A 23,567-nucleotide genomic window follows, 5' to 3' on the forward strand; every position below is an offset into this window, starting at 1 on the left:
AAGCCCGCTCCCACAGTATTTTCGGTGTTCACAAAACCTGTGGGAGCGGGCTTGCCCGCGATGACTGCATCAGCAGCGCCGAATGTCCCCCGGCAAGCTTCACGGTGTTAGGCTCTCCCCCGAATCCTGCGCTCCATGAAGGAAGGTTTATGTTGAAGTTTCTCGCTCTGCTGACGTTGCTGGCCTCGACCACAGTCCACGCTGAAACCCCACTGCACACCGATCTGCCGCTCAAGTACCTGGAGCAGGCCAACCCCGAATCCCGCAACCAGCCGTTGGTAATTTTCCTCCACGGTTACGGCAGTAATGAGGAGGATCTGTTCGGCATCAAGGATGAGTTACCGGCGCAGTACAACTTCCTGTCTGTGCGAGCGCCGATGGTGATGGAGGAGGGTAGTTACAAGTGGTTCCGCGAGAAGGGCAACGCTGGCTACAACGGTGAAACCGATGATCTGAAGGCCAGCGGCCAGGTGCTGCTGGATTTCATCGCCCAGGCCGCGAAGAAATATCACACCGAACCCGACAAGGTGTTCCTGGTGGGTTTCAGCCAGGGCGCGATCATGTCTTATGAGGTGGCGTTGCGTCATCCCGAGGCGGTGGGCGGGATTGCGGCGCTGAGCGGGCGGATTCTACCGGTGCTGAAATCCGAGCTCAAACCGGATGAAAAACGCCAGAAGCTGGCGATCTTCATCGGTCATGGCACGGCAGACAAACGCTTGCCCTACATCGACGGCACCGAGGCCGACAGCCTGTTGCAGAGCCTGTCACTCAAGCCTGAATTTCACGCCTATCCTGGCGTTGGCCACAGCATCAGTGCCACCGAAATACAGGATCTGAGCGCCTGGTTGCAGCGCCTCAACCCTTGAGTCTTATTTGCCGGTGACGATCTGTTTGACCAGCGTCTCGTGGCCGCCATTGTCGCTGAGGCGGGAAATCACCTGAACGATCGCCATGCGCGTGTTGGACGCGGCCATCAGTGTGGTGTCGAGGGTTTTACCGCCGCCCTGGGTGGCGGTGCTGTCGATCTGCCGCAGGCCCAGGCCGGTGCCTTTTTGGGTCAGGCTTTTTTCGCTGAGCTTGGTGAAGTCCGGCAGCGCCTTGGCTTGCTCGGTGGCGAAGTCGGACGCCGCGGAGTCGAGGAACGGACCGTCGTTGTCTTTGACGTTGGCGCCACCGGGGATGGTGTTTTCGGCCGCGATCACCACGGTTTTAGTGGTCTGATTGGTGTACATGGTGCCCGTTGCCCCGGCAGTACCGGCCGCCGCGTCGCCGGCGGGCAACGGGTTGGCGATGAAGCCCTTGGGCAGGGTGAACTTGAACTTGCCGCCGAGCATCGAGACCTCTTGTGCAGGCGCTTTGTCGCTGGCAGTGGCCTTGGCGGCATAGGCATTCAAAGCCCCCAGGCTGGCGGCCGCCGTCAGTAACAGGACAACGGCTTTTTTACTCAACAATGACATTCGGAAACTCCAGGGATGATCGCGCATTCGCCGCAATCATCCCATGGAATACGATTTGTATCAGCTCCCGAAACCGCCCTTGTAGCAGCTGCCGAGCCTGCGAGGCTGCGTTCGGCTGCGCAGCAGTCGTAAATCCTGAATGCACGGTTCTACTGATACGGCGCGGTGCCTGATTTCACGACTGCTGCGCAGCCGAACGCAGCCTCGCAGGCTCGGCAGCTGCTACAGGAGTGCGGCGGGACGGTGGTTTTTGATCGCCCCCGGAAACTACTGCGCCTGATTCTGTGGAAACAGATTGCGGCGGGTTTCTTCGTCGAATTCGGCCTTCAACACCAGTTTCTCTTTCAGGCCCTGCGCACGCTGGGCCGCCGGGCGGGTGCTGATTTCATCGAACAGACGCTTGACGTTCGGGTAGGCCGCCAAACCGTTCTCGCCGAGGATGTACGGCGCGTAGCTGGCCCAGCCCCACAGCGCCATGTCGGCGATGCTGTAGGTGTCGCCGGCCAGGTATTGATGATCGGCCAGACGCTTGTCGAGCACGCGGTAGTGGCGTTCGACTTCCTTGAGGTAGCGGTTTTTCGCGTAGGCCAGGTCTTCCGGTGCGTGGTGCAGGAAATGCACGGCTTGACCCGAGAACGGCGACAGGCCGGTGGCGATGAACATCAGCCATGACAGGAGCTCGGCCTGGCCGGCGAAGGAGGTCGGCAGGAAGCGCTGATGCTTTTGCGCCAAATGCAGCAGTATGGCCTGGGAGTCGAACACGGTGGCGTCACCGTCGATCAGGGCCGGAACCTTGGCGTTCGGGTTGATTGCCAGAAAGGCTGGCAAATGTTGCTCGCCCTTGAAGGTATCAACGCCGATCAATTCGTAGGGCGTTTGCAGTTCTTCAAGCAGCAGGGCAACTTTCATCGGGTTCGGCGAAGGGTGGAAAAAGAACTTCATGGTGTAGGCCTCAGTCAGTGGGTTAGGAACTGAGGCTGATGGTGGGGCAAACCCGTTCGATTGACGTACGAGGTTTTTGCTCTACTCGTTCGGAACGATCGAACGTGTTGCGGGGGCTTTTTCGCTTGCTCGCGACGTGGCAATCACCGCCCCGGCGATAATCAACACCGCGGGGACGATCAGGATCGGACCGGCATGACTGCGTCCCACGGCGATCAGCAATAACGTAGAAATCAACGGCGCCAGGTAGGACAGCGCCCCCAGTGTCGCCAGACTGCCGTGTTTGGTGGCGTGGTCCCAGGCAAGAAATGCCATCCCGACCGGCCCGAGGCCGAGCACCACAATCGCTGCCCATTGGCCGGGATCAGGCCGCACCGTGGTTTCAAAGGCCAAATGACAAATCAGGCCTGACACGGCCGACATACCGCAGATCCCACCGATGATGCTGCTGGGCACGTTGCTGAAGCGTCGGTTGATCACCGAATAACCAGCCCAGATCAGCGCACAGCCGAAGGCCGCGAGATAACCGGCGATCGGCATCGAAGCGCCGGCCTCCGGGCTATGTTGTCGCATGATAAACGCGGTACCGGCCAGTCCCAGCAGCGCGCCAAGCATTTGCCGTTTGTGCAGCTTTTCCCCGGCCGAGAGCGCCGAGAGCAGCACCAGCAACAACGGCCACAGGTAGTTGATCAGGCTGGCCTCGGCCGCCGGGGCGACTTTGAGCGCGAAAAAATACAGCGCGTGATAAACGAAAATGCCCACGAACCCGGTCGCCCAAACGGCCCAGGGCTGGCGCCAGCTGCTGAAGCCGGCGAGCCCGTGTCGACCCAGAATCACCAGGCTCGCCACAAACGCTATGCCGAAGCTCAGGGTCAGCAGTTCAAAGGGTGGAATACCTTCGGTGAGGGTGGTCAACAGCGCCAGGCAGGACCAGAGAAATATCGCGATCACACCCACGGCGGTGGCTGAGTGGGGAGTACTGACGAGGGACGTTGCGAGACTCATGTCTGTTCCTTCAGCACGTAGCGGGCGACATCCTGGCCCTCTGGATGTGATGGAGCTTAGCGTTTGATCGCTGATCGTCCAGCCACGGTCGTCGGGTTGACCGGTCGCGCCAGCAAGCGCCGGGTGATTCCCAGCATGCCCACGGACACCGCAACCCCCAGCGCAAACGCGCTCATGCCCATCTCGGGCAACGCCAGCGCCAACACCAGGCAAAACGCCGCGAACGAATACATGCCGGTCGCGGTCGCCCGCAACAATGCGGCGGTAAACGCCGGGCCGCGAGTTTGCTGGGAAAACACCGCCATCACGCTGCCGAGCACCGGGAACACCGCGAGCAGACCGCTCCAGCCTTCGCCGACGGTGCTGGCGAGTAACGTCACGGCGAGGGTGAGCAGGGCGCCGGCAATCATGCGCAGCAGCAGTTTGTCGGACTTTGGCGCTGGACCGGAAACGATGGGTTGCACGCTGGGAAACAGGTACGGCGCCGCCAACAGTGCGGTGGCGGCCGCGATCACCGAGAACGCCAGCGAGGGCGGTATTAGCGAGAGCACCACCGCCACGGTCGCCCAGACCAGCAGTGAAATCGTTAATGCCCATGGCCATCCCGCCCGTTGAGCGACCTGGGCGTAGGTCACGCAGAAGGCAATCATCGCGAACATCGCTGACAACGCCGCCGTCGCTGACTGCGCGGCAAACACTTCGCCTTGCTCGATGGCGAGGAAGAACAGAATCGGCCCGACCACCACCGGCAATCCCGACAGCCAACCGGCCACGCTCGGGCCCCAGCGTTTACCCGCGAGGGAAATCAGCAACAGAAAACCAGGAATCACCACCAGTTTAAGCATCAACACGCACGCGTCTCCGACCTGAGTGAGGCGCCAACGTTAGCACCGCGGACGTTGAATTGCTCTAGAACTTAATGGATTTTGTATACAAAGCCATCGGTCAAATAATTGTACAAATAGATGCTTTGCGTATAAGTTTTTAGCAGGTTCCCACGGTAAAAAGATTGCGATGAACAGACCCCGGTTTCGCCTGCACCACAGTGTGTTGTTGCTGGGATTGTTAGGCACCCAGGCCCTGGCCAATTGGCAGGAGGCATTGCCCGGTGCGCAGATTATCGGCGCCGGCGAGTTTCAGGTGTTTGGGTTTGATGTCTACAACGCCCGGCTCTGGAGTGCGGCACGGCCATTGGCGCTGGACCAGCCGTTTGCCCTGGAACTGATCTATCAACGCAGCATTTCCCGCGATGATCTGGTGCAGGCCAGTGTCGATGAAATCAAGCGATTGTCCGGCGCCTCGGTCAGCACCGAGCAACTCGAGCGCTGGAAGGTGCAGATGCAACAGTCGTTCGTCGATGTAAAAGCCGGCACCCGCATTACTGGCATTTATTTGCCGGGACAGGGCGCGCGGTTCTTTGTCGGCCAGCAACTGCAACACGAAGTGAAAGACTTGCAATTCGCTCGGGCCTTTTTCGCTATCTGGCTCGACCCACGTACGCGTAATCCCGAGTTGCGCCAGCAGTTGCTGGGCAGCGCCAATCCTTGAGGTGCATGACATGCTGAAGAAACTGCTGCTGGTGTTGTTCGTCTGCCTGGCCGGTTGCAGCGTTGATGTGCAGCGCTACAGCGAGCAAACCCCCAAGCTCGATCTGCCGGGGTTCTTCGTCGGGCGAGTGGATGGCTGGGGAATGTTCCAGAAACGCTCGGGCGAGGTGATCAAGCGTTTTCATGTGTTGATCAACAGTCGAATGGACGGCCAGAACCTGATCATGCATGAAGCCTTTACCTACAGCGACGGCACGAAACAGACCCGCGTGTGGACGTTGTACCCTGACGGTCCAGGCCGTTGGCGCGGCACGGCCGGCGATGTGGTCGGGGAATCTCGCGGTGAGGTGGCCGGCAACGCTTTGCACTGGCGCTATGAGCTCAGCCTGCCGGTGGATGACAAGGTCTACCAGGTGCATTTCGATGACTGGATGTACTTGCTGGACGAAAACACCATGGCCAACCGCTCCGCCATGACCAAGTTCGGCGTTGAGTTAGGCCAGGTGACGTTGTTCTTCCGCCGACACGGCGCCTGATACTCGGGCATTTGCCCCTTGGGCGCACAGGCTGAAACGTCTAAGCTGCGTTTTTCCACCTGTCGACGGATGTTTGCGTGAAATTCAGTTTGCCCAAAATCGGCACGGCGCCGTTTTGTCCTCCGGAAGTGGCCGGCAGCGTTGCGGTTGACCCGCGTGCGTCGTTCTTCAAACGGGTCCTGCGCTTTGCCGGTCCCGGTTTGCTGGTGTCCATCGGCTACATGGACCCGGGCAATTGGGCCACCGCCATCGAGGCGGGTTCGCGGTTTGGTTACAGCCTGTTGTTCGTGGTGCTGCTGGCGAGCCTGGCGGGGATGGTGGTGCAGTGTCTGTGTTCGCGCCTGGGCATCGCCACCGGTCGTGACCTGGCGCAACTGTCCCGGGAGCGCTACAGCACGCGGACCGCGCGGACTCAATGGGTGCTGGCGGAAATCTCGATCATCGCCACCGATCTGGCGGAAGTGCTCGGCTGTGCACTGGCCTTCCATCTGCTGCTGGGCTGTTCGCTGACCGTTGGCATTGCGCTGACCGCGTTCGACACGTTGTTGGTGCTGGCCCTGCAAAACCGCGGTTTCCGCCGATTGGAGGCGATCATGCTGGTGCTGGTGAGCACCATCGGCGTGTGCTTCTTCGTCGAGTTGCTGCTGATCAAGCCCTACTGGCCTGATGTCGCCCGTGGTTTTACGCCGTCCCTGTCAGCCCTTGGCGATGCCGCGCCGCTGTACCTGGCCATCGGCATTCTCGGGGCCACGGTGATGCCGCATAACTTGTACCTGCACACCTCGATCGTACAGACCCGAATGATCGGCAAGGACCTGGCCAGCAAGCAGGATGCGGTCAAACTGGCGCGGATCGATACCATTGGCTCACTGGCCTTGGCGCTGCTGGTCAATGCGGCGATCCTGATCCTCGCCGCGGCGGCGTTTCACAAGAGCGGGCATACCGATGTGGTCGACATCCAGGATGCCTATCACTTGCTCGATCCGCTGGTGGGCGGTGCGTTGGCCAGCGTGTTGTTCGGGGTCGCGTTGCTCGCTTCCGGGCAGAGCTCGACCTTTACCGGGACAATCGCGGGGCAGGTGATCATGGAGGGCTATCTGAACCTGCGGATTCCTTGCTGGCAACGGCGGCTGATTACCCGGGGGCTGGCGTTGATCCCGGCGTTTATCGGCGTCTGGCTGATGGGCGACAACGCGATCGGCAAGCTGCTGGTGTTGAGTCAGGTGGTGCTGAGTTTGCAGTTGCCGTTCGCGTTGTATCCGTTGATTCGCATGACCAACGATCACGCATTGATGGGGGCGTTGGTGAATCGCTGGCCGACGCGGGTGTTGGCTTGGGGGTTGTTTGTGGTGATCAGTGGGGCGAATAGCTGGCTGATCTTTCAGTTTCTCGGGTGACTGGGCTGGCCTCATCGCGGGCAAGCCCGCTCCCACAGGTTAGTCGTCGTATACACATTTGTGGCGCTTGACGATCCCTGTGGGAGCGGCGGTGCGACGATTCGACTTGCCCGCGATGAACGATGACGCGGTCTATTTCTGAAATGCATCAACCACAAAATCAATGAACACCCGGGTCTTGGCCGGCATCAACGTCCGGCTCGGGTAGTACAACGAAATCGGCCCCGCGTCGGCATGCCAATCGGGCAGCAGGCGCACCAGTTCGCCGCGCTGGATATTCGCGGCCACGTCCGGCAACACCAGCAGCGACACGCCCAAACCGAGGATCGCCGCCTCACGCATGGCAGCCGGGTCATTTAGGACGATGTTTTCGTTCAAAATCGCCTGCGCCTCATTGCCCGCACCATCCTGCATGACCCACTGCCGGATCCGTCCGGTGCGGGTGCCGCGCATCACGATGCCATGCAATCGGGCCAGGTCTGCCGGGTTGTCGGGCAGGCTGTGTTGCGCAAGGTAGCCCGGTGAAGCCACGGCCACGATATCCGCCGCCGCCAATGTTCGAGAGATGACCCCAGGCGTCAACTCGAAACCGCCGCCAATGGCCGCGTCATACCCCTCGGCAATCAGGTCCACCTGACGGTTTTCGAAGTGCCATTCCGGTTTGACCAGCGGGTAACGCTTGAGGAATTCCGGCAGCAACGGCAGCACATGACCGATGCCAAACGTCGGCGCCAGGCTGACCTTGAGCACCCCGGCAGGTTCACCTTGATCGCTGCTCACCGCGCTGATCGCCGACTGCAATGCCTGCAAATTACCGCCGATGCTCGCCAGAAAACGTTCACCCGCCTCGGTCAGCGATAGCTTGCGGGTCGAGCGCTGGAACAGTCGCACACCGATGTTCCTTTCCAACATCGCCACGTTGCGGCTGACGGCAGCGGGTGTCAGCGCGAGCAAACGTGCCGCCGCAGAAAAGCTGCCGGTTTCGGCACTGCGGACAAAAGACTCAAGGTTGGCGAGGGTTTCCATGGCTTGCACCTGATAGCAATGCTTGAAAAACATTCAAGGCATTACCGCCTAATCAAGCCCTAATCGCAAGCGCAGTATTCACTCCAACGACAACCCCTCGGAGTAAACAATCATGAACACAATTGGAATCATCGGTGCCGGCGCCATCGGCTCAGCCTTTGCCCGGGCCCTTTCGCGCCAAGGCATTGAAGTCGTGATCGCCAACAGCCGTGGCCCCGAAAGCCTGGCCGCGCTGGTGCAAGAACTCGGGCCGACGGCACGCGCCGGCACCCGTGAAGAAGCCGCTGCCCAAGCGATCGTGCTGGTGGCGGTCAACTGGTCGAAGCTGCCGCTCGCATTGGCCGGCCTGCCGGATTTCGGCGGGCGGATCGTCATCGACGCCAACAATTCGATTGAGGCGCCGTTGTTCAAAGCGGTTGATCTGAACGGGCGGATGTCGAGCGAAGTATTTGCCGAGTGGGTGACCGGAGCGCGAGTGGTCAAGGCGTTCAATCATCTGGCGGCGCGTTTGCTGGAGAGCGATCCGGCGGCGGAGGGCGGTCAAAGGGTGCTGTTTGTGTCTGGCGACAATGCCGAGGCGAACGCACAAGTGATCGGGTTGACCGAGCGATTGGGCTTCTTCGGGATTGATCTTGGGGAATTGAGTGTCGGCGCGCGACTGGCGCAGTTTCCGGGCGGACCGTTGCCCACGCTGAACCTGGTGAAATTTGCCTGAAACCACGACCTGTAGCAGCTGCCGAGCAGCGCGAGGCTGCGTTCGGCTGCGAAGCAGTCGTGAAACCTGAGTACATGGTCTTTCTGATACACCGCATTGCCTGATTTTACGACTGCTTCGCAGCCGAACGCAGGCTTCGCCAGCTGCTACAAAGTATGTGGTGCGGTGCAGATTTGTGACTGACTGTAGGACCCGGTGCGACATGAGTCGCACCGGGTGTTTTGCCAGACCGCGGCAGCTCTTCGTGGGTCCCCGCGCAGTCTGTTGAACGCTTTACGCCCGCTCGATCGCCAGCGCTACACCCTGACCGCCACCGATGCACAAGGTGGCGAGGCCTTTCTTGGCGTCACGCTTGATCATTTCGTGCAGCAAGGTCACCAGCACCCGGCAACCCGACGCACCGATCGGGTGACCCAGGGCGATGGCGCCGCCGTTGACGTTGACCTTGTTCAAGTCCCATTCCAGGTCCTTGGCCACCGCCAGGGATTGCGCGGCGAAGGCTTCGTTGGCTTCGATCAGGTCCAGTTGGTCGATGGACCAGCCGGCCTTGCTCAAGCAACGACGAGTAGCCGATACCGGGCCGATGCCCATGATTGCCGGGTCAACGCCCGCGTTGGCGTAAGCAGCGATTTTCGCCAGCACTGGCAGGCCCAGAGCCTTGGCCTTGTCGGCGCTCATCAGGATCACGGCGGCGGCACCGTCGTTCAGGGACGAGGCGTTACCGGCGGTCACCGAACCGTCCTTCTTGAAGGCCGGTTTCAGTTTGCCCAGCGCTTCAGCGGTGGTGCCGGCGCGTGGCTGCTCATCGGTGGCGAAGGACAGCGGATCGCCCTTGCGCTGAGGAATCAGGATCGGCGTGATCTCATCGACAAAACGCCCGGCTTCGATGGCAGCCGTGGCTTTCTGCTGCGAGGCCGCGGCGAAGGCGTCCTGTTGCTCGCGGGTCAGGCTGTACTTGTCCGCCAGGTTCTCGGCGGTGATGCCCATGTGGTAACCGTTGAACGCATCCCACAGGCCGTCGCTGATCATGGTGTCGACGATTTGCGCGTGACCCATGCGCAGACCGGTGCGGGCACCGGGCATGACGTAGTTGGACAGGCTCATGTTTTCCTGGCCGCCGGCAATGATCACGTCGGCGTCGCCGCAGCGAATCGCCTGAGTAGCCAGGTGCAGCGCTTTCAAGCCCGAGCCGCAGACCTTGTTCAGGGTCATGGCCGGCACGGTAAACGGCAGGCCGGCCTTGATCGCGGACTGGCGCGCAGGGTTTTGCCCGGCACCGGCGGTCAATACCTGGCCCATGATCACTTCATCAACTTCGGCAACGTCCAGGCCGGTTTGCGCCAGCAACTGACGGATTACCGCAGCGCCGAGGTCAACGGCGGAAACATTCGCCAAGGCACCCTGGAAACTGCCAATGGCAGTACGGGTGGCGGCGACAATGACGACTTCTTGCATGGAATGATTCCTCACTGGGCAGCGAACTGCATTTCCGGAACGTGATCCGGCACGATCAGTTTACCGGCGGTCTTGGCGACAATCTCTTCGACGCTGACGCCCGGCGCACGTTCTTTGAGAATGAACGCGCCGTTTTCGATTTCAAGATAAGCCAGGTCAGTCAGCACACGCTTGATGCACCCGGCGCCGGTCAGCGGCAGGCTGCATTTGGACAGGAGTTTGGACTCACCGTCCTTGGACGCGTGGGTCATGATGACGATGATGTTGTCTGCACCGGCCACCAGGTCCATCGCGCCGCCCATGCCCTTGACCAGCTTGCCCGGGATCATCCACGAGGCGATGTTGCCTTGCACATCAACTTCAAAGGCGCCCAGCACGGTCAGGTCGACATGACCACCGCGAATCATCGCGAAGGACTCGGCCGAGGAAAAGATCGACGCGCCGATACGCGCGGTCACGGTTTGCTTGCCGGCGTTGATCATGTCGGCATCGATGGTTTCTTCAGTAGGAAAGGGGCCCATGCCGAGCAGGCCGTTTTCCGACTGCAGCATGACTTCCATGCCTTCAGGGATGTAGTTGGCGACGAGGGTCGGAATGCCGATGCCCAGGTTCACGTAAAAGCCGTCCTGCATTTCGCGGGCGACGCGTTGAGCCATTTGTTCGCGGGAAAGTGCCATTGTTATTTTTCCTTCAAGTCCGGGGGCTGGAGATCACTTACGCACGGTGCGCTGTTCGATGCGCTTCTCGAATGTGCCGCAAATGACCCGGTCGACGTAGATGCCAGGGGTGTGGATCTGCGACGGGTCCAGCTCGCCGGGTTCGACGATTTCTTCGACTTCGACCACGGTGATCTTGCCGGCAGTGGCAGCCAGCGGGTTGAAGTTCTGGGCGGTGTGGCGATAGATCACGTTGCCGAAATGGTCGGCTTTCCAGCCTTTGACGATGGCGAAGTCACCGGTGATGGATTCTTCCATCAGGTACTGGCGACCATGGAATTCGCGCACTTCCTTGCCGTCGGCAACGGGGGTGCCAACACCGGTGGCGGTGAAGAAAGCGGGGATGCCGGCACCGCCTGCGCGCATTTTTTCAGCGAGGGTGCCTTGCGGGGTCAGGACGACTTCGATTTCGCCTTTCAGCAGTTGGTCTTCGAACAGCTTGTTCTCGCCAACGTAGGAGGCCACGACTTTTTTGATCTGCCGGTCTTCCAGCAGCACACCGAGGCCGAAACCGTCGACGCCGCAATTGTTGGAAACCACGGTGAGGTCACGGGTGCCTTTGCGCTTGATCTCGGCGATCAGGTTTTCCGGGATCCCGCACAGGCCGAAGCCGCCGGCGATCACGGTCATGCCGTCTTCAAGACCTGCCAGAGCTTCCTCATAGGAACTCACGCGCTTGTCGAAACCTGCCATATGCACCTCTTTTATTCTTTGTGGGCGGCTGGCTAGCCGTAGTGGAAGTGAGTGTCGCGCTGACAAATTCATTTGTTAAGTTGATTTTTAAGGTTGATTGATAGATAAAACTCACCAATTACCCTTGTAGGAGCGAGCCTGCTCGCGAAGGCGATCTCCAGAACGCCATCGCCGGCAAGCCGTGCTCCCACAGACTCCTTGCAGCTTAAAGCTTGTAGCGTACAACTGGAGCGAAGCGAGATGACAGTCAAGCAGATCCGCGCATTCCTGGCCGTGGCCCAGAGCCTGAGCTTTGCCGTAGCCTGCGAACGGTTGCACCTGTCGCAATCGGCATTGAGCCTGACCATCAAGGCCCTGGAGGAGGGGCTGGGCGGGCGGTTGTTCACCCGCAACACGCGCAATGTGGCGTTGACGGCCGAAGGCGAATCATTGGTGCCACTGGCGCGCCGGTTGATTGCGGACTGGGACAATGCCGAGGATGAGCTGCGCCAACGCTTCACCCTCCAGCGCGGACGCGTGACCCTGGCGGCGATGCCCTCATTTGCCGGCAATCTGCTGCCGCCGATCCTCAAGACCTTTCGCGCCCGTTATCCCAAAGTCAACGTCACGGTGAACGACGTGATCAACGAACAAGTGCTGGAAATGGTGCGCGACCGGCAGGTGGAACTGGGGGTCGCGTTTGAGCCGACGCAGAGTTCATCCCTGGAATTCACGCCGTTGTATAGGGACCGTTTTGTTGCCGTGGTGCCGGACGATTCGCCGTTGGCCGAACGGCAAGACATCGATTGGCAGACCTTGCTCAAGGAACCGTTCATTACCTTGCAGCGCCCGTCGACGGTGCGGGTGATGCTGGAAGAACACTTGCAGGCGCGTGGGATGAAATTGCCGGTGGAGTTCGAGAGCCATCAACTGGCGACGGTCGGGCGAATGGTGGCCAGCGGGTTGGGCGTGAGCGCGGTGCCGGCGTTGTGCGCGGGGCAGATGCGCGAGCTGGGCGCGCGGTGCATTACCTTGCGCGACCCGGTGGTGGAGCGGGCGATCGGGGTGCTGACCAAGCCTGGGGTGGAACTGTCGGCGGCGGCGCAGGCGTTGTTCGATATCCTCAAGGCCGAAAACCTTGGCCAACGATTGTCTTCCTGATCAACCTAGACCCTGTGGGAGCGGGCTTGCCCGCGATGGCGGTGTGTCAGTCGATAAATATTTTGGATGTGTCGGCCTCATCGCGGGCAAGCCCGCTCCCACAGGGTTTCTGGGTGATCAGGAAGAGAGGCGCTGGGCCAGCAAAGGCAACAGCTGTTCGCAGGAGGCTTCAATCTTCAGGTCGAGGAGATCATCCGCCCGAGTCTTGCCCAGATTGATCGCAATCAACGGCTTCCCCTGATCCGCGACCACCCGGCATAACCGAAATGCCGAATACGCCATCAGCGACGACCCCACCACCAACAACCCCGCAGCCTGTTCCACCGCAGCCATCGCTTTGGCGGCCGTCACCTGCGCCACATTCTCGCCAAAAAACACCACGTCCGGTTTCATCCGCTCCCCCGCGCAATGCGGACAGTGCGGCACCTGGAACCGCGCCTCGAACGCCGCATCCAGCAGCGTGTCGCCATCCGGCGCCTGCACCGCATCGACTCCGGCCAGATAGGGATTCTGCGCTTCCATCAATTGCTGAATCGAATCCCGCTCGCTGCGCTGCCCGCAGTCCAGGCACAACACCCGGTGCAGGCTGCCGTGGAGTTCGATCACATCATGGCTGCCGGCCTGGTCGTGCAGGGTGTCGACGTTCTGGGTAATCAGCCCGCTGATCTGCCGCGTACTTTGCAAGCTGGCCAAGGCTTCGTGGGCCACGTTCGGCTGAGCCTGGCGCACGCGCGGCCAGCCGAGCATCGCCCGCGCCCAGTAGCGTCGGCGTGATTCCGGGGCCGACAGAAACTCCTGATACATCATCGGTTGCCGGCCGCGGCGCACGCCCTGGTTGTCGCGGTAGTCCGGAATGCCCGACGGGGTGCTGATGCCGGCGCCGGTCAGCACCACAAACGGTTGATCGGCCATCAGCTGCTGGAGCCGATCGAGTTGTTCGCGGATGCGGCGGTCGAGCATGTTCAACACTCCGGTGGACCTTGAGTGTTTGCAGGGTAGCACTTGCTAACCTGCCCGAACGCAATCCCCTCGATCCCCTGTAGCAGCTGTCGAGTGAAACGAGGCTGCGATCTTTTGATCTTGTTTTTTAAAAACCAACGTCAAAAGATCGCAGCCTCGTTTCACTCGACAGCTGCTACAGGGGGGGCAGCGAGCAGTCAGTGGTGGTTATTTTCGCGCCTCCAGAATCAGGTTGAACGGCGTTTCCGTGGCCCGGCGGAAACTCTTGAACCCCGCTTCGGTGAAAACCTTGCGCAACCGCGCTTCACCGGCCTGTGCACCGAGCCCGAGTCCGACCTCCTGGGACAGCGAGTTCGGTGTGCAAATAAAGGTCGACGCGGCGTAGAACAGCCGGCCAACCGGGGTGACGTTGTCGTCGAGGGAGTCGTTGGCGAACGGTTCCACCAGCAGCACCGTGCCGTCCGGTTTCAGCGATTCATAGGCGTGTTTTGCCGCGCCCACCGGGTCGCCCATATCGTGCAGGCAGTCGAAGTAGCAGACCAGGTCATAGTCATCGCCGGGGAAGCTTTTCGCGGTGCCCTGGAAGAACCGCGCGCGCCCGGAAACGCCACCTTCTTCGGCGCGCTGGGTGGCGACGGTGACGGACGGTGCGTGGTAGTCGAAACCGACGAACCGCGAGTCCGGGAACGCCTGGGCCATGATCACGGTGGAAGCACCGTGGCCGCAGCCGATGTCGGCGACTTTGGCGCCCGCCTGCAGTTTGGCGACCACACCCTCCAGGGCCGGCAGCCACTCGGCGATCAGATGCGCCTTGTAACCGGGCCGGAAGAACCGCTCCGTGCCGCTGAACATGCACGGATGGTGATCGCCCCAGGCCAGGGCGCCGTTGCCGCGCATGGCGTTGACCAGTTTGTCCTTGTCATGGAAAAACGACGCGACCACCCCGACACCGCCCGCGATGTAGACCGGTGAGTCTTCGATGGCCAATGCCAGGGCTTGCTCTTCGGGCAGGCGGAACTGGCCGTCCCGGTGTTCCATGTAACCGGAAGCGGCGTGGGCGCTGAGCCATTCGCGCAGCAGGCGGGGGTTGCAGCCGGTTTTGTCGGCGAGTGTTTCAGGGGTGATTGGCTGACTGTCGGCCATGGCCCGGTACAGGCCGAGCTCTTCGCCGAGGATGACATTGGCGAGCATCGCCGCGCCGCCCATGTCGTTCACCAGTTTGCCCATGAAATCATTGAGTCTGGCCTCGTCCATCACGTGTGCTCCTTCAACAGGATCACGGTCCAGAGGCCTTGTTTTTCGAGGCGTTCACCCCTGGGCGGTGGTCGTGGGAATGAACAGGACGATAACCGCGTCCTGGGTGCACTAAGTTTAGTTCGCGGAACATGCGCCGCCGTCTGAAGCGACGAAAGCCCATCTCCCAGACACCACTGATCCCCTGTGGGAGCTAGCCTGCTAGCGATGGAGGTCCAGACACCGCGTTCATTCAGACAGCAGGCGTCATCGTTAACGCCCATCGCTAGCAGGCTAGCTCCCACAGGGGATTTGCGGTGTGTATCGCACTGTATCCAACCGCCTTCCCGATACAGTTCCCTTCAATACCACGGCACTGCCGAACACAGACCAGATACAAACCTGCGATGAACTGTAAAGGCTGTCCAGCGCCCGAAATCCGGGGCTGTCGAGGCACTTTTAGGTCGTCGCACCAGGCGGCCGTCTTCGCTCGTGACTCCGCCAAGGGAACAATAATGACCACGCTCCTGCCTGAAACCGACCTGAAATCCACCCCCGTCAATCACCTGCGCGTCGATCAGTACACCAACGGCCTCATCGGCCCTAGCCAGCCAATGCTCGGTCCGCTCGCCGACGGCGGCACCCTGATCACCGGCACACCGCCGGGCTGTTGGGGCCCGATGATCACGCCGGCCTTCGAGGGCGGCCACGAAGTGACGCAACCGGTGGCCATTGCCGGTGCGGAAATCGGCGATGCGGTGGCAATCAAGATCAAACGCATGCGCGTCACCTCGCTGGCGACGTCGTCCGGGGTCATGAGCTTCGTGGAGGGGCGCTACAACGGCGACCCGTTCGTCGCCAAATTCTGCTCCAAGTGCGGCACTGACCACCCGGCCAGCCATGTCGAAGGCATCGGCGAAGAGTCGATTCGTTGTAACAACTGTGGCGCCGAGGTCAGCGCGTTCCGCTTCAGCCATGGTTACGTGATCGTGTTCGATGCGCAAAACCAGGTCAGCCTGACGGTCAATCAGGACGTCGCCAACCAACTGGCCGGCAATGCTTCCGAAATGTCGGCGCTGCCCGAGTTCGCGGCCCAGCATTCGATCCTGTCCCTGGCCCGCGCCGACATCCCCGGCGTTGCCGCGCACATGCGCCCGTTCCTCGGCAACATCGGCACCACGCCATCCCGTGACTTGCCCGATTCGCACAACTGCGCCGACTTCGGCCAATACCTGATCAACGCCCCGCACCGTTTCGGCATGACCCGCGAAGAACTGCACGCGGCCAAGACCGACGGCCACATGGACACCAACTCGATTCGCGAAGGCTGCGTCTTGATCTGCCCGGTGAAAGTGCCGGGGGCCGGGGTGTACATGGGCGACATGCACGCCCAGCAAGGCAACGGCGAGATCGCCGGGCACGCCACCGATTGCTCCGGGGAAACCGAAGTGGTGGTCCAAGTGGTGAAAAACCTCACGATCGAAGGGCCGATCCTTCTGCAAAACCTCGACGATCTGCCACCGATGGCCCGGCCAATGAATGCCGAACAGCGGCAGAAAGTCCGTGAGTTGGGCGAGCGCTGGGGCCAGCACGCCATCGAGCAGAGCGGCCCGATCACCTTTATCGGCAGCGGCGAGAACCTCAACGTCGCCGTTGAGAACGGCTTGAAACGCGCCGCATCGGTCACCGGCCTGCCGTATGACGAAGTGCTCAACCGCGCGACCATCACCGGCTCGATCGACATCAGCCGCTTGCCGGGCACCGTCCGCGTGACCTTCCTGTGCCCGATGGACGTGCTCGATCGCATCGGCATCGGCCATCTGGTGCGCGAGAAATACGACTTGGCGTAACGCCTGCCGAAGGGTCTGTACCGAAGTGTGTACAGACCCGCCGGCGATACAACCGCTGCGATTTACCGCCGGACCGGAACACAACCCCGATACAGCACCTCGGTTAACTGTGATTCCGTACTGGCAACCCTTGAGACCGACATCATGCAGACCCCCATCACCTCAGCGAAAGCGACCGTCGGGCTTGGCCTGCGTCGCGGTTTAATGAAAGACCTTCAGGCCGCCCGTAACGGCGATTTCGACTTTCTGGAAGTCGCGCCGGAGAACTGGATCGACATCGGCGGCGCCCATGGCCATGCGTTGCGTGCCCTGGCCGAGCGGTTTCCGTTGTCCTGTCACGGCTTGTCCCTGTCGTTGGGTGGGCCGTCGCCGCTGGATGTCGGGTTTCTCCAGGAAGTCCGCGTGTTTCTCGATCAATACAACGTGCCGCTGTACAGCGAGCACCTGAGCTATTGCAGCGATGACGGTCATCTCTACGACTTGTTGCCGCTGCCGTTTACCGAAGAAGCGGTGCATCACGTGGCCGCGCGAATTCGCCAGGCGCAGGACATTCTCGGTCGGCGCCTGGCGGTGGAAAACGTGTCCTACTACGCCGCGCCCCAGCAGGACATGGACGAAGTGACGTTCACCAACGCGGTCCTGCGTGAAGCCGATTGCGACCTGTTGCTGGACGTCAACAATGTCTACGTCAACTCGATCAATCATGGTTTCGATCCGCAGACCTTCCTGGCGGGCATCGATGCGGGCCGGGTGGTGGCGATGCACGTGGCCGGGCACTTCGATGAGTCCGATACGTTGAAAATCGACACCCATGGCGCGTCGGTGAAACCGGTGGTCTGGTCGATGCTGGCCCAGGCTTACGCTCGATTTGGCGCGCAACCGACGTTGCTGGAGCGGGATTTCAACTTCCCGGCGTTTTCTGAACTGGTGGCGGAATTGCAGACCATTCGCCGTTTGCAGGCCGAGGGGGTGAACCGTGGATAAGTCGAATCTTTTTCAACAGCAAACGGCAATGGGCCTTTACCTGCGCGATCCCGAGCACTGCGCGCCGCCCAGCGAAATGAACACTGCGCGGGCCCAGGTTTACCGCGACCTGATTTTCGCGAATCTGTCGGCGCTGCTCAGCGGGACCTTTCCGGTGCTGATCAAAATTCTCGGTGATGAACACTGGCGTTCGCTGGTGCGAATCTTCCTGCGGGACTACCGCGCGCACACGCCGAAATTCGGTGAAATCGCCAAGGAGTTCGTCGAGTTCCTGGCCTCCGGGCCGCAAGCATTGAGCGAGGGCGTGTGGCCGCCGTTCATGGTGGAGCTGGCGCATTACGAGTGGGTCGAGATGGCCTTGCAGCAATCCGAGGCTGAACCGTTGGCGACCAGCGATGCCGGGTTGTTGCTGGATCGACCGTTGCAGGTGTCGCCGCTGGCGTGGCCGTTGGCGTATGCGTGGCCGGTGCAGTTGGTGGGGCCGGATCATCAGCCGGACATTGCACCGCCTCAACCCACGTTATTGTTGGTGCGTCGGGCCGAGGACTGGAGTGTGAAATTTTCTGAGCTGAGCCCGTTGGCGTGGCGGCTGTTGCAGCGAATCGAGGAATTTCCCGAGTTCGATGGGCGGGCGCAGCTTGAAGGGTTGGCGGTGGAGGCGGGGGCCGCCGGGTCGCCAGAGTTTATGGAGGGTGGGGCGGCATTGTTGCGGCAGATGCATGGGGAAGGGGTGGTTGGCATCGTCGCTTGACGGCAACTGCCCAAATACCCAAAAACCTGTGGGAGCGGCGGTGCGACGACTCGACTTGCCCGCGATGAGGTCGGCACATCCAACGTTGATGTTGGCTGAAAGTCCGTCATCGCGGGCAAGCCCGCTCCCACAAGGGTATTTGGTGTGTTTGCGACCTCACAGGCTGCGATTTTTATGGGGCGGAAAAGAAATACCGCGTCAGGTGAAAGAAGATCGGCGCCGCGAAGCAAATCGAATCCATCCGATCCAGCATGCCGCCATGGCCCTTGATCATCGTCCCCCAATCCTTCGCACTCAGGCTGCGTTTAATGGCGGACATCACCAGCCCACCCAGAAAACCCATCACCACGATCACCAGCGACATCAGCAGCGACTGCCAAAAACTGAACGGTGTCATCCAGAACATGCACCCGCCAATCAGCGTAGCGGCCAGGCCACCACCGACCAATCCTTCTACTGTTTTCGACGGACTCACCAGCGGTGCAACCTTGTGCTTGCCGAACAGTTTGCCGAACACGTACTGCAACACGTCACTCAATTGAACGACGAACACCAGGTAAAACAGCAGCAACGCGTTTTGTCCCTTGAAGCCTTCCAGGTCCAGCAGCAACAGGGCAGGCGCGTGGCTGATGCAGTAGACGCAAATCATCACCCCCCACTGAATCTTGGCCGCCCGTTCCAGGAAGGCGTCGGTGTCCTGGCTCAGCACCGCAATCGCTGGCAACAGCAGGAAGGCGTACACCGGAATCAACAGCGTAAACAGCGAATACCAATGCGTGCCGATCAGCACGTATTGCAGCGGGATCAGAATGAAAAACGCCGAGAACAGCGCGTTATGGTCGCCAAGACGGGTCGGCGTCAGGGTGATGAACTCCCGGAGCGCGAACAGTGAAATGAAGCCGAACAGAATGACCGTCGCGTTCCCGCCCAGCAGGTAGGACACGAAGAAAATGATGACCATGCCCCACCAGGCATTTACACGCTGATTGAGGTTTTCGATGGTCGAGATCGAGCCTTCTGTTGTGGCTCGCCTGGCCAGTATCCGGCCGATGATCGAAGCGATCGCCAACAGGGCGGCAATGGCGCCGAAGAACCACAAAAACTTTTCATCAAGATTCATTCCGACAACCTCACAATCGCTTCACGCGCCCGATCCAGAAACACCTGTTTTTCCTCGCCGCTGATCCGTGGCAGCGGGTCGCCGATACGGATCGTGCAGATGATGGGCAGCGGGACGTGTTTGCCTTTTGGCATGGAGCGATGCAGGTTTTCCAGGTAGATGGGCACCAGGTCCACCTCGGGGAATGTCTCGGCCAAGCGGTACAGGCCCGATTTGAAAGGGCCGGGCAACGCCTCGGTGCCGCGCGTGCCTTCCGGAAAGATGATGATCGAATGGCCGGCGCGCACCACATCAAAAATCGGCTCCAGCACGTTGACGCCGGGCGCGGGGTTACGATCGATCAGCACGGCATTCAGGCCTTTCTGCGAGATGTACGACAGAAATTTGTTCTTCCCCCAGTAGTCAGCGGCCGCAACCGGCTTCACGTTCACTCGGGCTTCCGGTGGCAGGGCGGCGATGATTGCTAGGGTGTCCATGTGACTGGAGTGATTGGCAAAGTAGATGCGCTGGCGTGTCAGGTCCGGCGGGCTTTCCCAGCGGGCCGTGACGCCGATGACGAATCGAAGAACAGAAATCAGCGCGTTACTGATCCACATGGTGATTCCCCTTCAGCTGGCGTGCGATGGCCAGGGTTCGCGTGACACAGGTCGCGGCGGATCCGGCGGCGATGACGACCAGCGCGATCAGCAGCACGTAGTGAGTGCCATAAACCGTGGCTTCGACGGCATTCAGCACGAGGCCTGCGGTCATCACGGCCATTCGATGCTGCTTGGCCATGGGTCCCATGAAGCTCTGCTTCAGGCCAATCGAGCCGCCGAACACCCTGACATACGCAGTCAGTGCCGCGGCCAACGCAGCAAACCAGCCGAGATCGGAGTAGCCGATGGCGTACCCCAGCGCGACGATCAGCAAGCTGTCGGCAATGCGGTCGGGGAGTTCGTTGTAGAGGCTGCCGATATCGGATTTCTTGCCGCCTTCGATCGCCACCATCCCGTCGAAGAGGTTGCACAGCAGGCGCAATTGAATGCCGACAGCGCAGAGGAGCGAGCCGACAAGACCGTTATCGATAATCAGCGCCACCGCCCCGGCGAGCGCGAAGGCGATGCTGGCGACGGAGATCTGATTGGGGGAAATGTCTCTTTTCACCAGAAGGTCGGTGATGTGTTTTGCCCAGCCCGCAGAGCGCGTCTTGATGGGCCGTCGGTTGTCATCCATTTGCCAATATCCATATAAGTGTCGGTTGCTGTCGGCGCGCGTAGCGCGACAGTGTCCGACAATATAAAGGCTTTCCATTGCCTTCGGGTCTGCCAGTTTGGCTTCTGTAGGAGCGAGGCTTGCCCGCGAAGGCCGTTACGCGGTATCAAATGGGAACCGCGTCATCGTTCTTCGCGGGCAAGCCTCGCTCCTACAAAGAGCGTACGGGCAGCTTCAACTCCGCACACAACCCGCCGCCCTCACGATTGCTCAACGTCAACGATCCCCCGAGCGCCAATGCCAATTGCTGCGCAATCGCCAGCCCCAGACCGGTGCCGCCGGTGCTGCGGTTGCGTGAATTCTCTACCCGATAAAACGGTTCCATCACGTGGGCCAGTTCCTCTTCGGCAATGCCCGGTCCGCGATCCATGACCTTCACCGATAAGCTGCCATTTTTCGCTTCCACCTTCAGTTCAGCGGCCCCGGCGAACTTCAGTGCGTTATCCGTCAGGTTCACCAGGATCCGCCGCAAGGCATGCGGCCGGATATCGATCACCGCGCCACATTTGCCACTGAGCTGCACGTCTTTGCCCACGTCCTGATAGTCAAACACCAGGCTATCGAGGAACGAATCCAGATCGGTGCGACGATTTTCTTCGGTGGCGCCGTGAACGCTGCGGGCATACGCCACGCCTTCGCGCACCAGATGCTCCATCTCGCCGAGGTCGTTCCACAGTTTGTCTTTTTCGTTGGAGTCGTCCATGAATTCGGCGCGCAGTTTCATGCGGGTGATCGGGGTTTGCAGGTCGTGGGAAATCGCTGCCAGCAGTTGCATGCGCTCCTTCAGGTACGCGGCGATGCGCGCCTGCATCGAATTGAAGGCGATGGCGGCATGGGCGACTTCGGTCGGGCCTTTTTCGTCCAGGTGCACCGCGTGGGTGTTGGGATCAAGGTTGTCCACGGCCTCGGCAAGGCGGGTGAGGGGGCGGATGGCGATTCGCACGGCCAGCCAGGTGCAGAGAATCATCAGCGCCAACTGACCCAGTAGGACGATGGGCAACCACGGCGACAACGGTATCATCGATGGCCTCACGTCGATGGTCACCGGGCTGCCGTCCGCGAGTTTCAGGTGGACTTGAAAGTGTTTCTGCTCGCCGGGAATGTCCGTCACGGTCATCGGGTAATCCTTGCCGATGGCGTCTTTGATCGAGGTCATCGCGATGGGCGTATCCCTCATGGCCACGCCCGGTGAACCTTCGTCCAGCAAATAACGATAGTTGCGGCGGTTCAGTTGTTGCAGCCAGCTCATGCGCTCTTCGGCCGGCAAGCGGTCGAGGATCGCGATGGAGGTCGAGACGTCGGTTTCCAGGTTGCCGAGCATGGTGTTTTTCGCGCTTTCGTAACGCTCGTAGTACTGCGCGCCGAAGGACAACGCCTGGGCCAGGATCAGGCCGATCAGAAAGATCAGCGACAACCGGGAGGCGAGGGTGCGCGGCCAACGCAGCGAAAGGTTCATGACGGCGCACCGAGCACTTCCACCGGCAGGGAAAACACATAGCCTTCGCTGCGCACGGTTTTGATGTAGGCCGGTTCGCGGGCATCGTCCAGCAAGCGCTGGCGCAAACGGCTGACCAGCAAGTCGATGGAACGGTCAAACAGATCGGCGTCGCGGCCTTGGGTCAGATTCAGCAACTGGTCACGATTGAGTACCCGCTGTGGGTGATCGAGGAACACCCGCAGCAATCGATATTCAGCGCCGCTGAGCGCGACCATGGTGCCGTCTTCATCCAGCAAGTGCCGCGCCGAGGTGTCCAGGCGCCAACGCCCGAACGCCAGCAGGCGGCCGCTTTCGGTGACCACCAGGTTCGGCGGCAGCATCCGCGTGCGGCGCAGCACGGCGTTGATTCGCGCCAGCAGTTCACGGGCGGCGAAGGGCTTGACCTGGTAATCGTCGGCGCCCATTTCCAGGCCGATGATGCGGTCGGTTTCGTCGTTGCGGGCGGTGAGCATCAGCACCGGGGTGGCCTTGTGTTTGCCGGCGCGCAACTCGCGGCAAAGCATCAGGCCGTCGTCGCCCGGCATCATGATGTCGAGCACGATCAGGTCCACCGGCGTGGAGTCAAGGAAGGTACGCATCTGACGCCCGTCGGCGACGACCGTGGTGCGCAGGCCGTTCTTTTTGAGGTAGTTGCCTACCAGTTCCCGGATCTCGCGGTCATCGTCCACGATGAGAATGTGATCGACGTGTTCCATGGGGCCAAGCCTCTATCAATGGGGGATGTTGCGCAGTCTATCGAGCCTTGGCCCGCTCGCCCGCCCCCCTTTGTATTGCAGTGTATCTGGCGTAGCGGCGGATACACGCAAACGTAAAAATGCGGTTTTCCAGCGGTTTTGTATCGCTCTGTATCAGGGGCCGACTTTGATACGTACCGATTTACACGCGGCTGTTTTCGACACAGACGAGATACCTCGCGAGTTTCTAATGGGTTCCATCGAGGCAAACCAGACGCCTCGGCTCAATTGAACGACCTACCCATTGAAGCCTTGAGGAAAACACCATGAACACCAAAGCCATCTACGCCGCTTGCCTGTTTGCCGCCCTGAACATCTGCACCTTGTCGGCCCGCGCCGAAGCCGCCGATGTCAGCGCCAAAACCTACACCTACGGCAGCCACCTGGACATAAAGAAAGTGGTGTCGGTGAAAGAAGACGCTGCGCCTTCCTGCGGGATTGTGAATGCCAAGCTGACCTACCTGGACTCCCAGCACAAAACCCAGGTGCTGGATTACCGCAAATTTGCGGACGGCTGCAACTCGGACAACTGAGTCCTTCGCTGACCGATTGCC

Annotated in this window: 25 protein-coding genes; 10 read left to right on the forward strand and 15 right to left on the reverse strand. The window is 60.7% G+C overall.

Features of this window, described 5'->3' with window-relative positions; genetic code table 11:
- The first annotated feature begins 149 nt into the window (after positions 1-149).
- Positions 150-866, forward strand: coding sequence for an alpha/beta hydrolase (locus tag ACYZT6_RS09765; protein WP_462026699.1), 717 nt, complete (start codon positions 150-152; stop codon positions 864-866).
- 3 nt (positions 867-869) lie between these two features.
- On the opposite strand, the gene ACYZT6_RS09770 is transcribed toward ACYZT6_RS09765, so the two are convergent.
- From ACYZT6_RS09770 to ACYZT6_RS09785, 4 genes are all read right to left on the reverse strand, one after another.
- On the reverse strand, positions 870-1,457 hold the full coding sequence (locus ACYZT6_RS09770) for a DcrB/PsbP domain-containing protein (RefSeq protein ID WP_462026700.1): 588 nt from the start codon (positions 1,455-1,457) through the stop codon (positions 870-872).
- A 267-nt stretch (positions 1,458-1,724) separates the two neighbouring features.
- Positions 1,725-2,399, reverse strand: a complete 675-nt coding sequence (locus ACYZT6_RS09775) for a glutathione S-transferase family protein (RefSeq protein WP_462026701.1) — start codon at positions 2,397-2,399, stop codon at positions 1,725-1,727.
- Positions 2,400-2,480: 81 nt separating this feature from the next.
- A complete protein-coding gene (gene yddG / locus ACYZT6_RS09780) occupies positions 2,481-3,404 on the reverse strand; it encodes an aromatic amino acid exporter YddG (protein WP_462026702.1) in 924 nt (307 codons plus the stop codon).
- Positions 3,405-3,460: 56 nt separating this feature from the next.
- A complete protein-coding gene (locus ACYZT6_RS09785; protein ID WP_462026703.1) occupies positions 3,461-4,255 on the reverse strand; it encodes a hypothetical protein in 795 nt (264 codons plus the stop codon).
- 163 nt (positions 4,256-4,418) lie between these two features.
- On the opposite strand from ACYZT6_RS09785, the gene ACYZT6_RS09790 reads away from it, so the two are divergent.
- From ACYZT6_RS09790 to ACYZT6_RS09800, 3 genes are all read left to right on the forward strand, one after another.
- Positions 4,419-4,952 (forward strand): chalcone isomerase family protein, encoded by a 534-nt coding sequence (locus ACYZT6_RS09790; protein ID WP_462026704.1) that lies wholly within the window; start codon positions 4,419-4,421, stop codon positions 4,950-4,952.
- A 10-nt stretch (positions 4,953-4,962) separates the two neighbouring features.
- Positions 4,963-5,487: a DUF3833 domain-containing protein gene (locus tag ACYZT6_RS09795; protein WP_462026706.1), complete on the forward strand. Its 525-nt coding sequence runs from the start codon at positions 4,963-4,965 to the stop codon at positions 5,485-5,487.
- Positions 5,488-5,564: 77 nt separating this feature from the next.
- Entirely contained in the window at positions 5,565-6,884 is a 1,320-nt protein-coding gene (locus ACYZT6_RS09800) for an Nramp family divalent metal transporter (protein ID WP_462026707.1), read from the forward strand.
- 132 nt (positions 6,885-7,016) lie between these two features.
- Here ACYZT6_RS09800 and ACYZT6_RS09805 read toward each other — a convergent pair whose 3' ends face one another.
- Positions 7,017-7,910, reverse strand: coding sequence for a LysR family transcriptional regulator (locus tag ACYZT6_RS09805; RefSeq protein ID WP_462026708.1), 894 nt, complete (start codon positions 7,908-7,910; stop codon positions 7,017-7,019).
- 112 nt (positions 7,911-8,022) lie between these two features.
- Between ACYZT6_RS09805 and ACYZT6_RS09810 the strand changes: the two genes are divergently transcribed.
- On the forward strand, positions 8,023-8,625 hold the full coding sequence (locus ACYZT6_RS09810; protein ID WP_462026709.1) for an NADPH-dependent F420 reductase: 603 nt from the start codon (positions 8,023-8,025) through the stop codon (positions 8,623-8,625).
- Positions 8,626-8,898: 273 nt separating this feature from the next.
- On the opposite strand, the gene ACYZT6_RS09815 is transcribed toward ACYZT6_RS09810, so the two are convergent.
- From ACYZT6_RS09815 to ACYZT6_RS09825, 3 genes are read right to left on the reverse strand one after another with little or no spacing between them, the layout of a single operon-like run.
- Entirely contained in the window at positions 8,899-10,080 is a 1,182-nt protein-coding gene (locus ACYZT6_RS09815; RefSeq protein ID WP_462026710.1) for an acetyl-CoA C-acetyltransferase, read from the reverse strand.
- Positions 10,081-10,091: 11 nt separating this feature from the next.
- A complete protein-coding gene (locus ACYZT6_RS09820) occupies positions 10,092-10,757 on the reverse strand; it encodes a CoA transferase subunit B (RefSeq protein ID WP_010455523.1) in 666 nt (221 codons plus the stop codon).
- A 33-nt stretch (positions 10,758-10,790) separates the two neighbouring features.
- Positions 10,791-11,489: a CoA transferase subunit A gene (locus ACYZT6_RS09825; protein WP_131063187.1), complete on the reverse strand. Its 699-nt coding sequence runs from the start codon at positions 11,487-11,489 to the stop codon at positions 10,791-10,793.
- A 240-nt stretch (positions 11,490-11,729) separates the two neighbouring features.
- On the opposite strand from ACYZT6_RS09825, the gene ACYZT6_RS09830 reads away from it, so the two are divergent.
- Positions 11,730-12,629 carry a LysR substrate-binding domain-containing protein gene (locus ACYZT6_RS09830; protein ID WP_462026711.1) on the forward strand — a complete coding sequence of 300 codons (900 nt, stop codon included), beginning with the start codon at positions 11,730-11,732 and terminating at the stop codon, positions 12,627-12,629.
- Positions 12,630-12,746: 117 nt separating this feature from the next.
- On the opposite strand, the gene ACYZT6_RS09835 is transcribed toward ACYZT6_RS09830, so the two are convergent.
- Both ACYZT6_RS09835 and ACYZT6_RS09840 read right to left on the reverse strand, forming a co-directional pair.
- Positions 12,747-13,589, reverse strand: coding sequence for an NAD-dependent protein deacetylase (locus ACYZT6_RS09835; protein ID WP_461981142.1), 843 nt, complete (start codon positions 13,587-13,589; stop codon positions 12,747-12,749).
- A gap of 207 nt (positions 13,590-13,796) precedes the next feature.
- Positions 13,797-14,843, reverse strand: a complete 1,047-nt coding sequence (locus ACYZT6_RS09840; protein ID WP_462026712.1) for a class I SAM-dependent methyltransferase — start codon at positions 14,841-14,843, stop codon at positions 13,797-13,799.
- Between the two features lie 494 nt (positions 14,844-15,337).
- Here ACYZT6_RS09840 and ACYZT6_RS09845 point away from each other — a divergent pair, with 494 nt between their 5' ends.
- The 3 genes from ACYZT6_RS09845 (at position 15,338) to ACYZT6_RS09855 (ending at position 18,407) form a co-directional block, all read left to right on the forward strand.
- Entirely contained in the window at positions 15,338-16,672 is a 1,335-nt protein-coding gene (locus ACYZT6_RS09845) for an acetamidase/formamidase family protein (protein WP_462026713.1), read from the forward strand.
- Positions 16,673-16,816: 144 nt separating this feature from the next.
- Complete coding sequence (locus ACYZT6_RS09850) at positions 16,817-17,656, forward strand: HvfB family MNIO-type RiPP peptide maturase (protein ID WP_462026714.1); 840 nt, start codon at positions 16,817-16,819, stop codon at positions 17,654-17,656.
- Entirely contained in the window at positions 17,649-18,407 is a 759-nt protein-coding gene (locus tag ACYZT6_RS09855) for an HvfC family RiPP maturation protein (protein ID WP_462026715.1), read from the forward strand. Before ACYZT6_RS09850 ends, ACYZT6_RS09855 begins: the two co-directional genes overlap by 8 nt.
- Positions 18,408-18,579: 172 nt before the next feature.
- Here the strand turns inward: ACYZT6_RS09855 and ACYZT6_RS09860 are convergent, their stop codons facing one another.
- The 5 genes from ACYZT6_RS09860 to ACYZT6_RS09880 form a co-directional block, all read right to left on the reverse strand.
- Positions 18,580-19,527, reverse strand: a complete 948-nt coding sequence (locus ACYZT6_RS09860; RefSeq protein ID WP_462026717.1) for a phosphatidate cytidylyltransferase — start codon at positions 19,525-19,527, stop codon at positions 18,580-18,582.
- Positions 19,524-20,123: a lysophospholipid acyltransferase family protein gene (locus tag ACYZT6_RS09865; protein WP_462026718.1), complete on the reverse strand. Its 600-nt coding sequence runs from the start codon at positions 20,121-20,123 to the stop codon at positions 19,524-19,526. The genes ACYZT6_RS09860 and ACYZT6_RS09865 overlap by 4 nt, the downstream gene beginning before the upstream one ends.
- Positions 20,110-20,742, reverse strand: coding sequence for a CDP-alcohol phosphatidyltransferase family protein (locus tag ACYZT6_RS09870; RefSeq protein WP_462026719.1), 633 nt, complete (start codon positions 20,740-20,742; stop codon positions 20,110-20,112). Before ACYZT6_RS09870 ends, ACYZT6_RS09865 begins: the two co-directional genes overlap by 14 nt.
- A 190-nt stretch (positions 20,743-20,932) precedes the next feature.
- A complete protein-coding gene (locus ACYZT6_RS09875) occupies positions 20,933-22,237 on the reverse strand; it encodes an ATP-binding protein (protein WP_462026720.1) in 1,305 nt (434 codons plus the stop codon).
- Positions 22,234-22,974: a response regulator gene (locus tag ACYZT6_RS09880; protein ID WP_462026721.1), complete on the reverse strand. Its 741-nt coding sequence runs from the start codon at positions 22,972-22,974 to the stop codon at positions 22,234-22,236. Before ACYZT6_RS09880 ends, ACYZT6_RS09875 begins: the two co-directional genes overlap by 4 nt.
- 305 nt (positions 22,975-23,279) lie before the next feature.
- Here ACYZT6_RS09880 and ACYZT6_RS09885 point away from each other — a divergent pair, with 305 nt between their 5' ends.
- Positions 23,280-23,546, forward strand: a complete 267-nt coding sequence (locus ACYZT6_RS09885; RefSeq protein ID WP_462026722.1) for a DUF2790 domain-containing protein — start codon at positions 23,280-23,282, stop codon at positions 23,544-23,546.
- The last annotated feature ends 21 nt before the right edge of the window (positions 23,547-23,567 follow it).

The organism is Pseudomonas sp. RT6P73, assembly GCF_054897715.1.

What these genes read in the sequence shown, in the direction of transcription:
- ACYZT6_RS09830 (WP_462026711.1), top strand. Translation starts at nt 11,730, where the DNA reads ATGACAGTCAAGCAGATCCGCGCATTCCTGGCCGTGGCCCAGAGCCTG.
- ACYZT6_RS09765 (WP_462026699.1), top strand. Translation starts at nt 150, where the DNA reads ATGTTGAAGTTTCTCGCTCTGCTGACGTTGCTGGCCTCGACCACAGTC.
- ACYZT6_RS09815 (WP_462026710.1), bottom strand. Translation starts at nt 10,080, where the DNA reads ATGCAAGAAGTCGTCATTGTCGCCGCCACCCGTACTGCCATTGGCAGT.
- yddG (WP_462026702.1), bottom strand. Translation starts at nt 3,404, where the DNA reads ATGAGTCTCGCAACGTCCCTCGTCAGTACTCCCCACTCAGCCACCGCC.
- ACYZT6_RS09860 (WP_462026717.1), bottom strand. Translation starts at nt 19,527, where the DNA reads ATGAATCTTGATGAAAAGTTTTTGTGGTTCTTCGGCGCCATTGCCGCC.
- ACYZT6_RS09840 (WP_462026712.1), bottom strand. Translation starts at nt 14,843, where the DNA reads ATGGACGAGGCCAGACTCAATGATTTCATGGGCAAACTGGTGAACGAC.
- ACYZT6_RS09870 (WP_462026719.1), bottom strand. Translation starts at nt 20,742, where the DNA reads ATGGATGACAACCGACGGCCCATCAAGACGCGCTCTGCGGGCTGGGCA.
- ACYZT6_RS09795 (WP_462026706.1), top strand. Translation starts at nt 4,963, where the DNA reads ATGCTGAAGAAACTGCTGCTGGTGTTGTTCGTCTGCCTGGCCGGTTGC.
- ACYZT6_RS09835 (WP_461981142.1), bottom strand. Translation starts at nt 13,589, where the DNA reads ATGCTCGACCGCCGCATCCGCGAACAACTCGATCGGCTCCAGCAGCTG.
- ACYZT6_RS09865 (WP_462026718.1), bottom strand. Translation starts at nt 20,123, where the DNA reads ATGTGGATCAGTAACGCGCTGATTTCTGTTCTTCGATTCGTCATCGGC.
- ACYZT6_RS09880 (WP_462026721.1), bottom strand. Translation starts at nt 22,974, where the DNA reads ATGGAACACGTCGATCACATTCTCATCGTGGACGATGACCGCGAGATC.
- ACYZT6_RS09825 (WP_131063187.1), bottom strand. Translation starts at nt 11,489, where the DNA reads ATGGCAGGTTTCGACAAGCGCGTGAGTTCCTATGAGGAAGCTCTGGCA.
- ACYZT6_RS09810 (WP_462026709.1), top strand. Translation starts at nt 8,023, where the DNA reads ATGAACACAATTGGAATCATCGGTGCCGGCGCCATCGGCTCAGCCTTT.
- ACYZT6_RS09875 (WP_462026720.1), bottom strand. Translation starts at nt 22,237, where the DNA reads ATGAACCTTTCGCTGCGTTGGCCGCGCACCCTCGCCTCCCGGTTGTCG.
- ACYZT6_RS09845 (WP_462026713.1), top strand. Translation starts at nt 15,338, where the DNA reads ATGACCACGCTCCTGCCTGAAACCGACCTGAAATCCACCCCCGTCAAT.
- ACYZT6_RS09820 (WP_010455523.1), bottom strand. Translation starts at nt 10,757, where the DNA reads ATGGCACTTTCCCGCGAACAAATGGCTCAACGCGTCGCCCGCGAAATG.
- ACYZT6_RS09850 (WP_462026714.1), top strand. Translation starts at nt 16,817, where the DNA reads ATGCAGACCCCCATCACCTCAGCGAAAGCGACCGTCGGGCTTGGCCTG.
- ACYZT6_RS09790 (WP_462026704.1), top strand. Translation starts at nt 4,419, where the DNA reads ATGAACAGACCCCGGTTTCGCCTGCACCACAGTGTGTTGTTGCTGGGA.
- ACYZT6_RS09775 (WP_462026701.1), bottom strand. Translation starts at nt 2,399, where the DNA reads ATGAAGTTCTTTTTCCACCCTTCGCCGAACCCGATGAAAGTTGCCCTG.
- ACYZT6_RS09885 (WP_462026722.1), top strand. Translation starts at nt 23,280, where the DNA reads ATGAACACCAAAGCCATCTACGCCGCTTGCCTGTTTGCCGCCCTGAAC.
- ACYZT6_RS09805 (WP_462026708.1), bottom strand. Translation starts at nt 7,910, where the DNA reads ATGGAAACCCTCGCCAACCTTGAGTCTTTTGTCCGCAGTGCCGAAACC.
- ACYZT6_RS09770 (WP_462026700.1), bottom strand. Translation starts at nt 1,457, where the DNA reads ATGTCATTGTTGAGTAAAAAAGCCGTTGTCCTGTTACTGACGGCGGCC.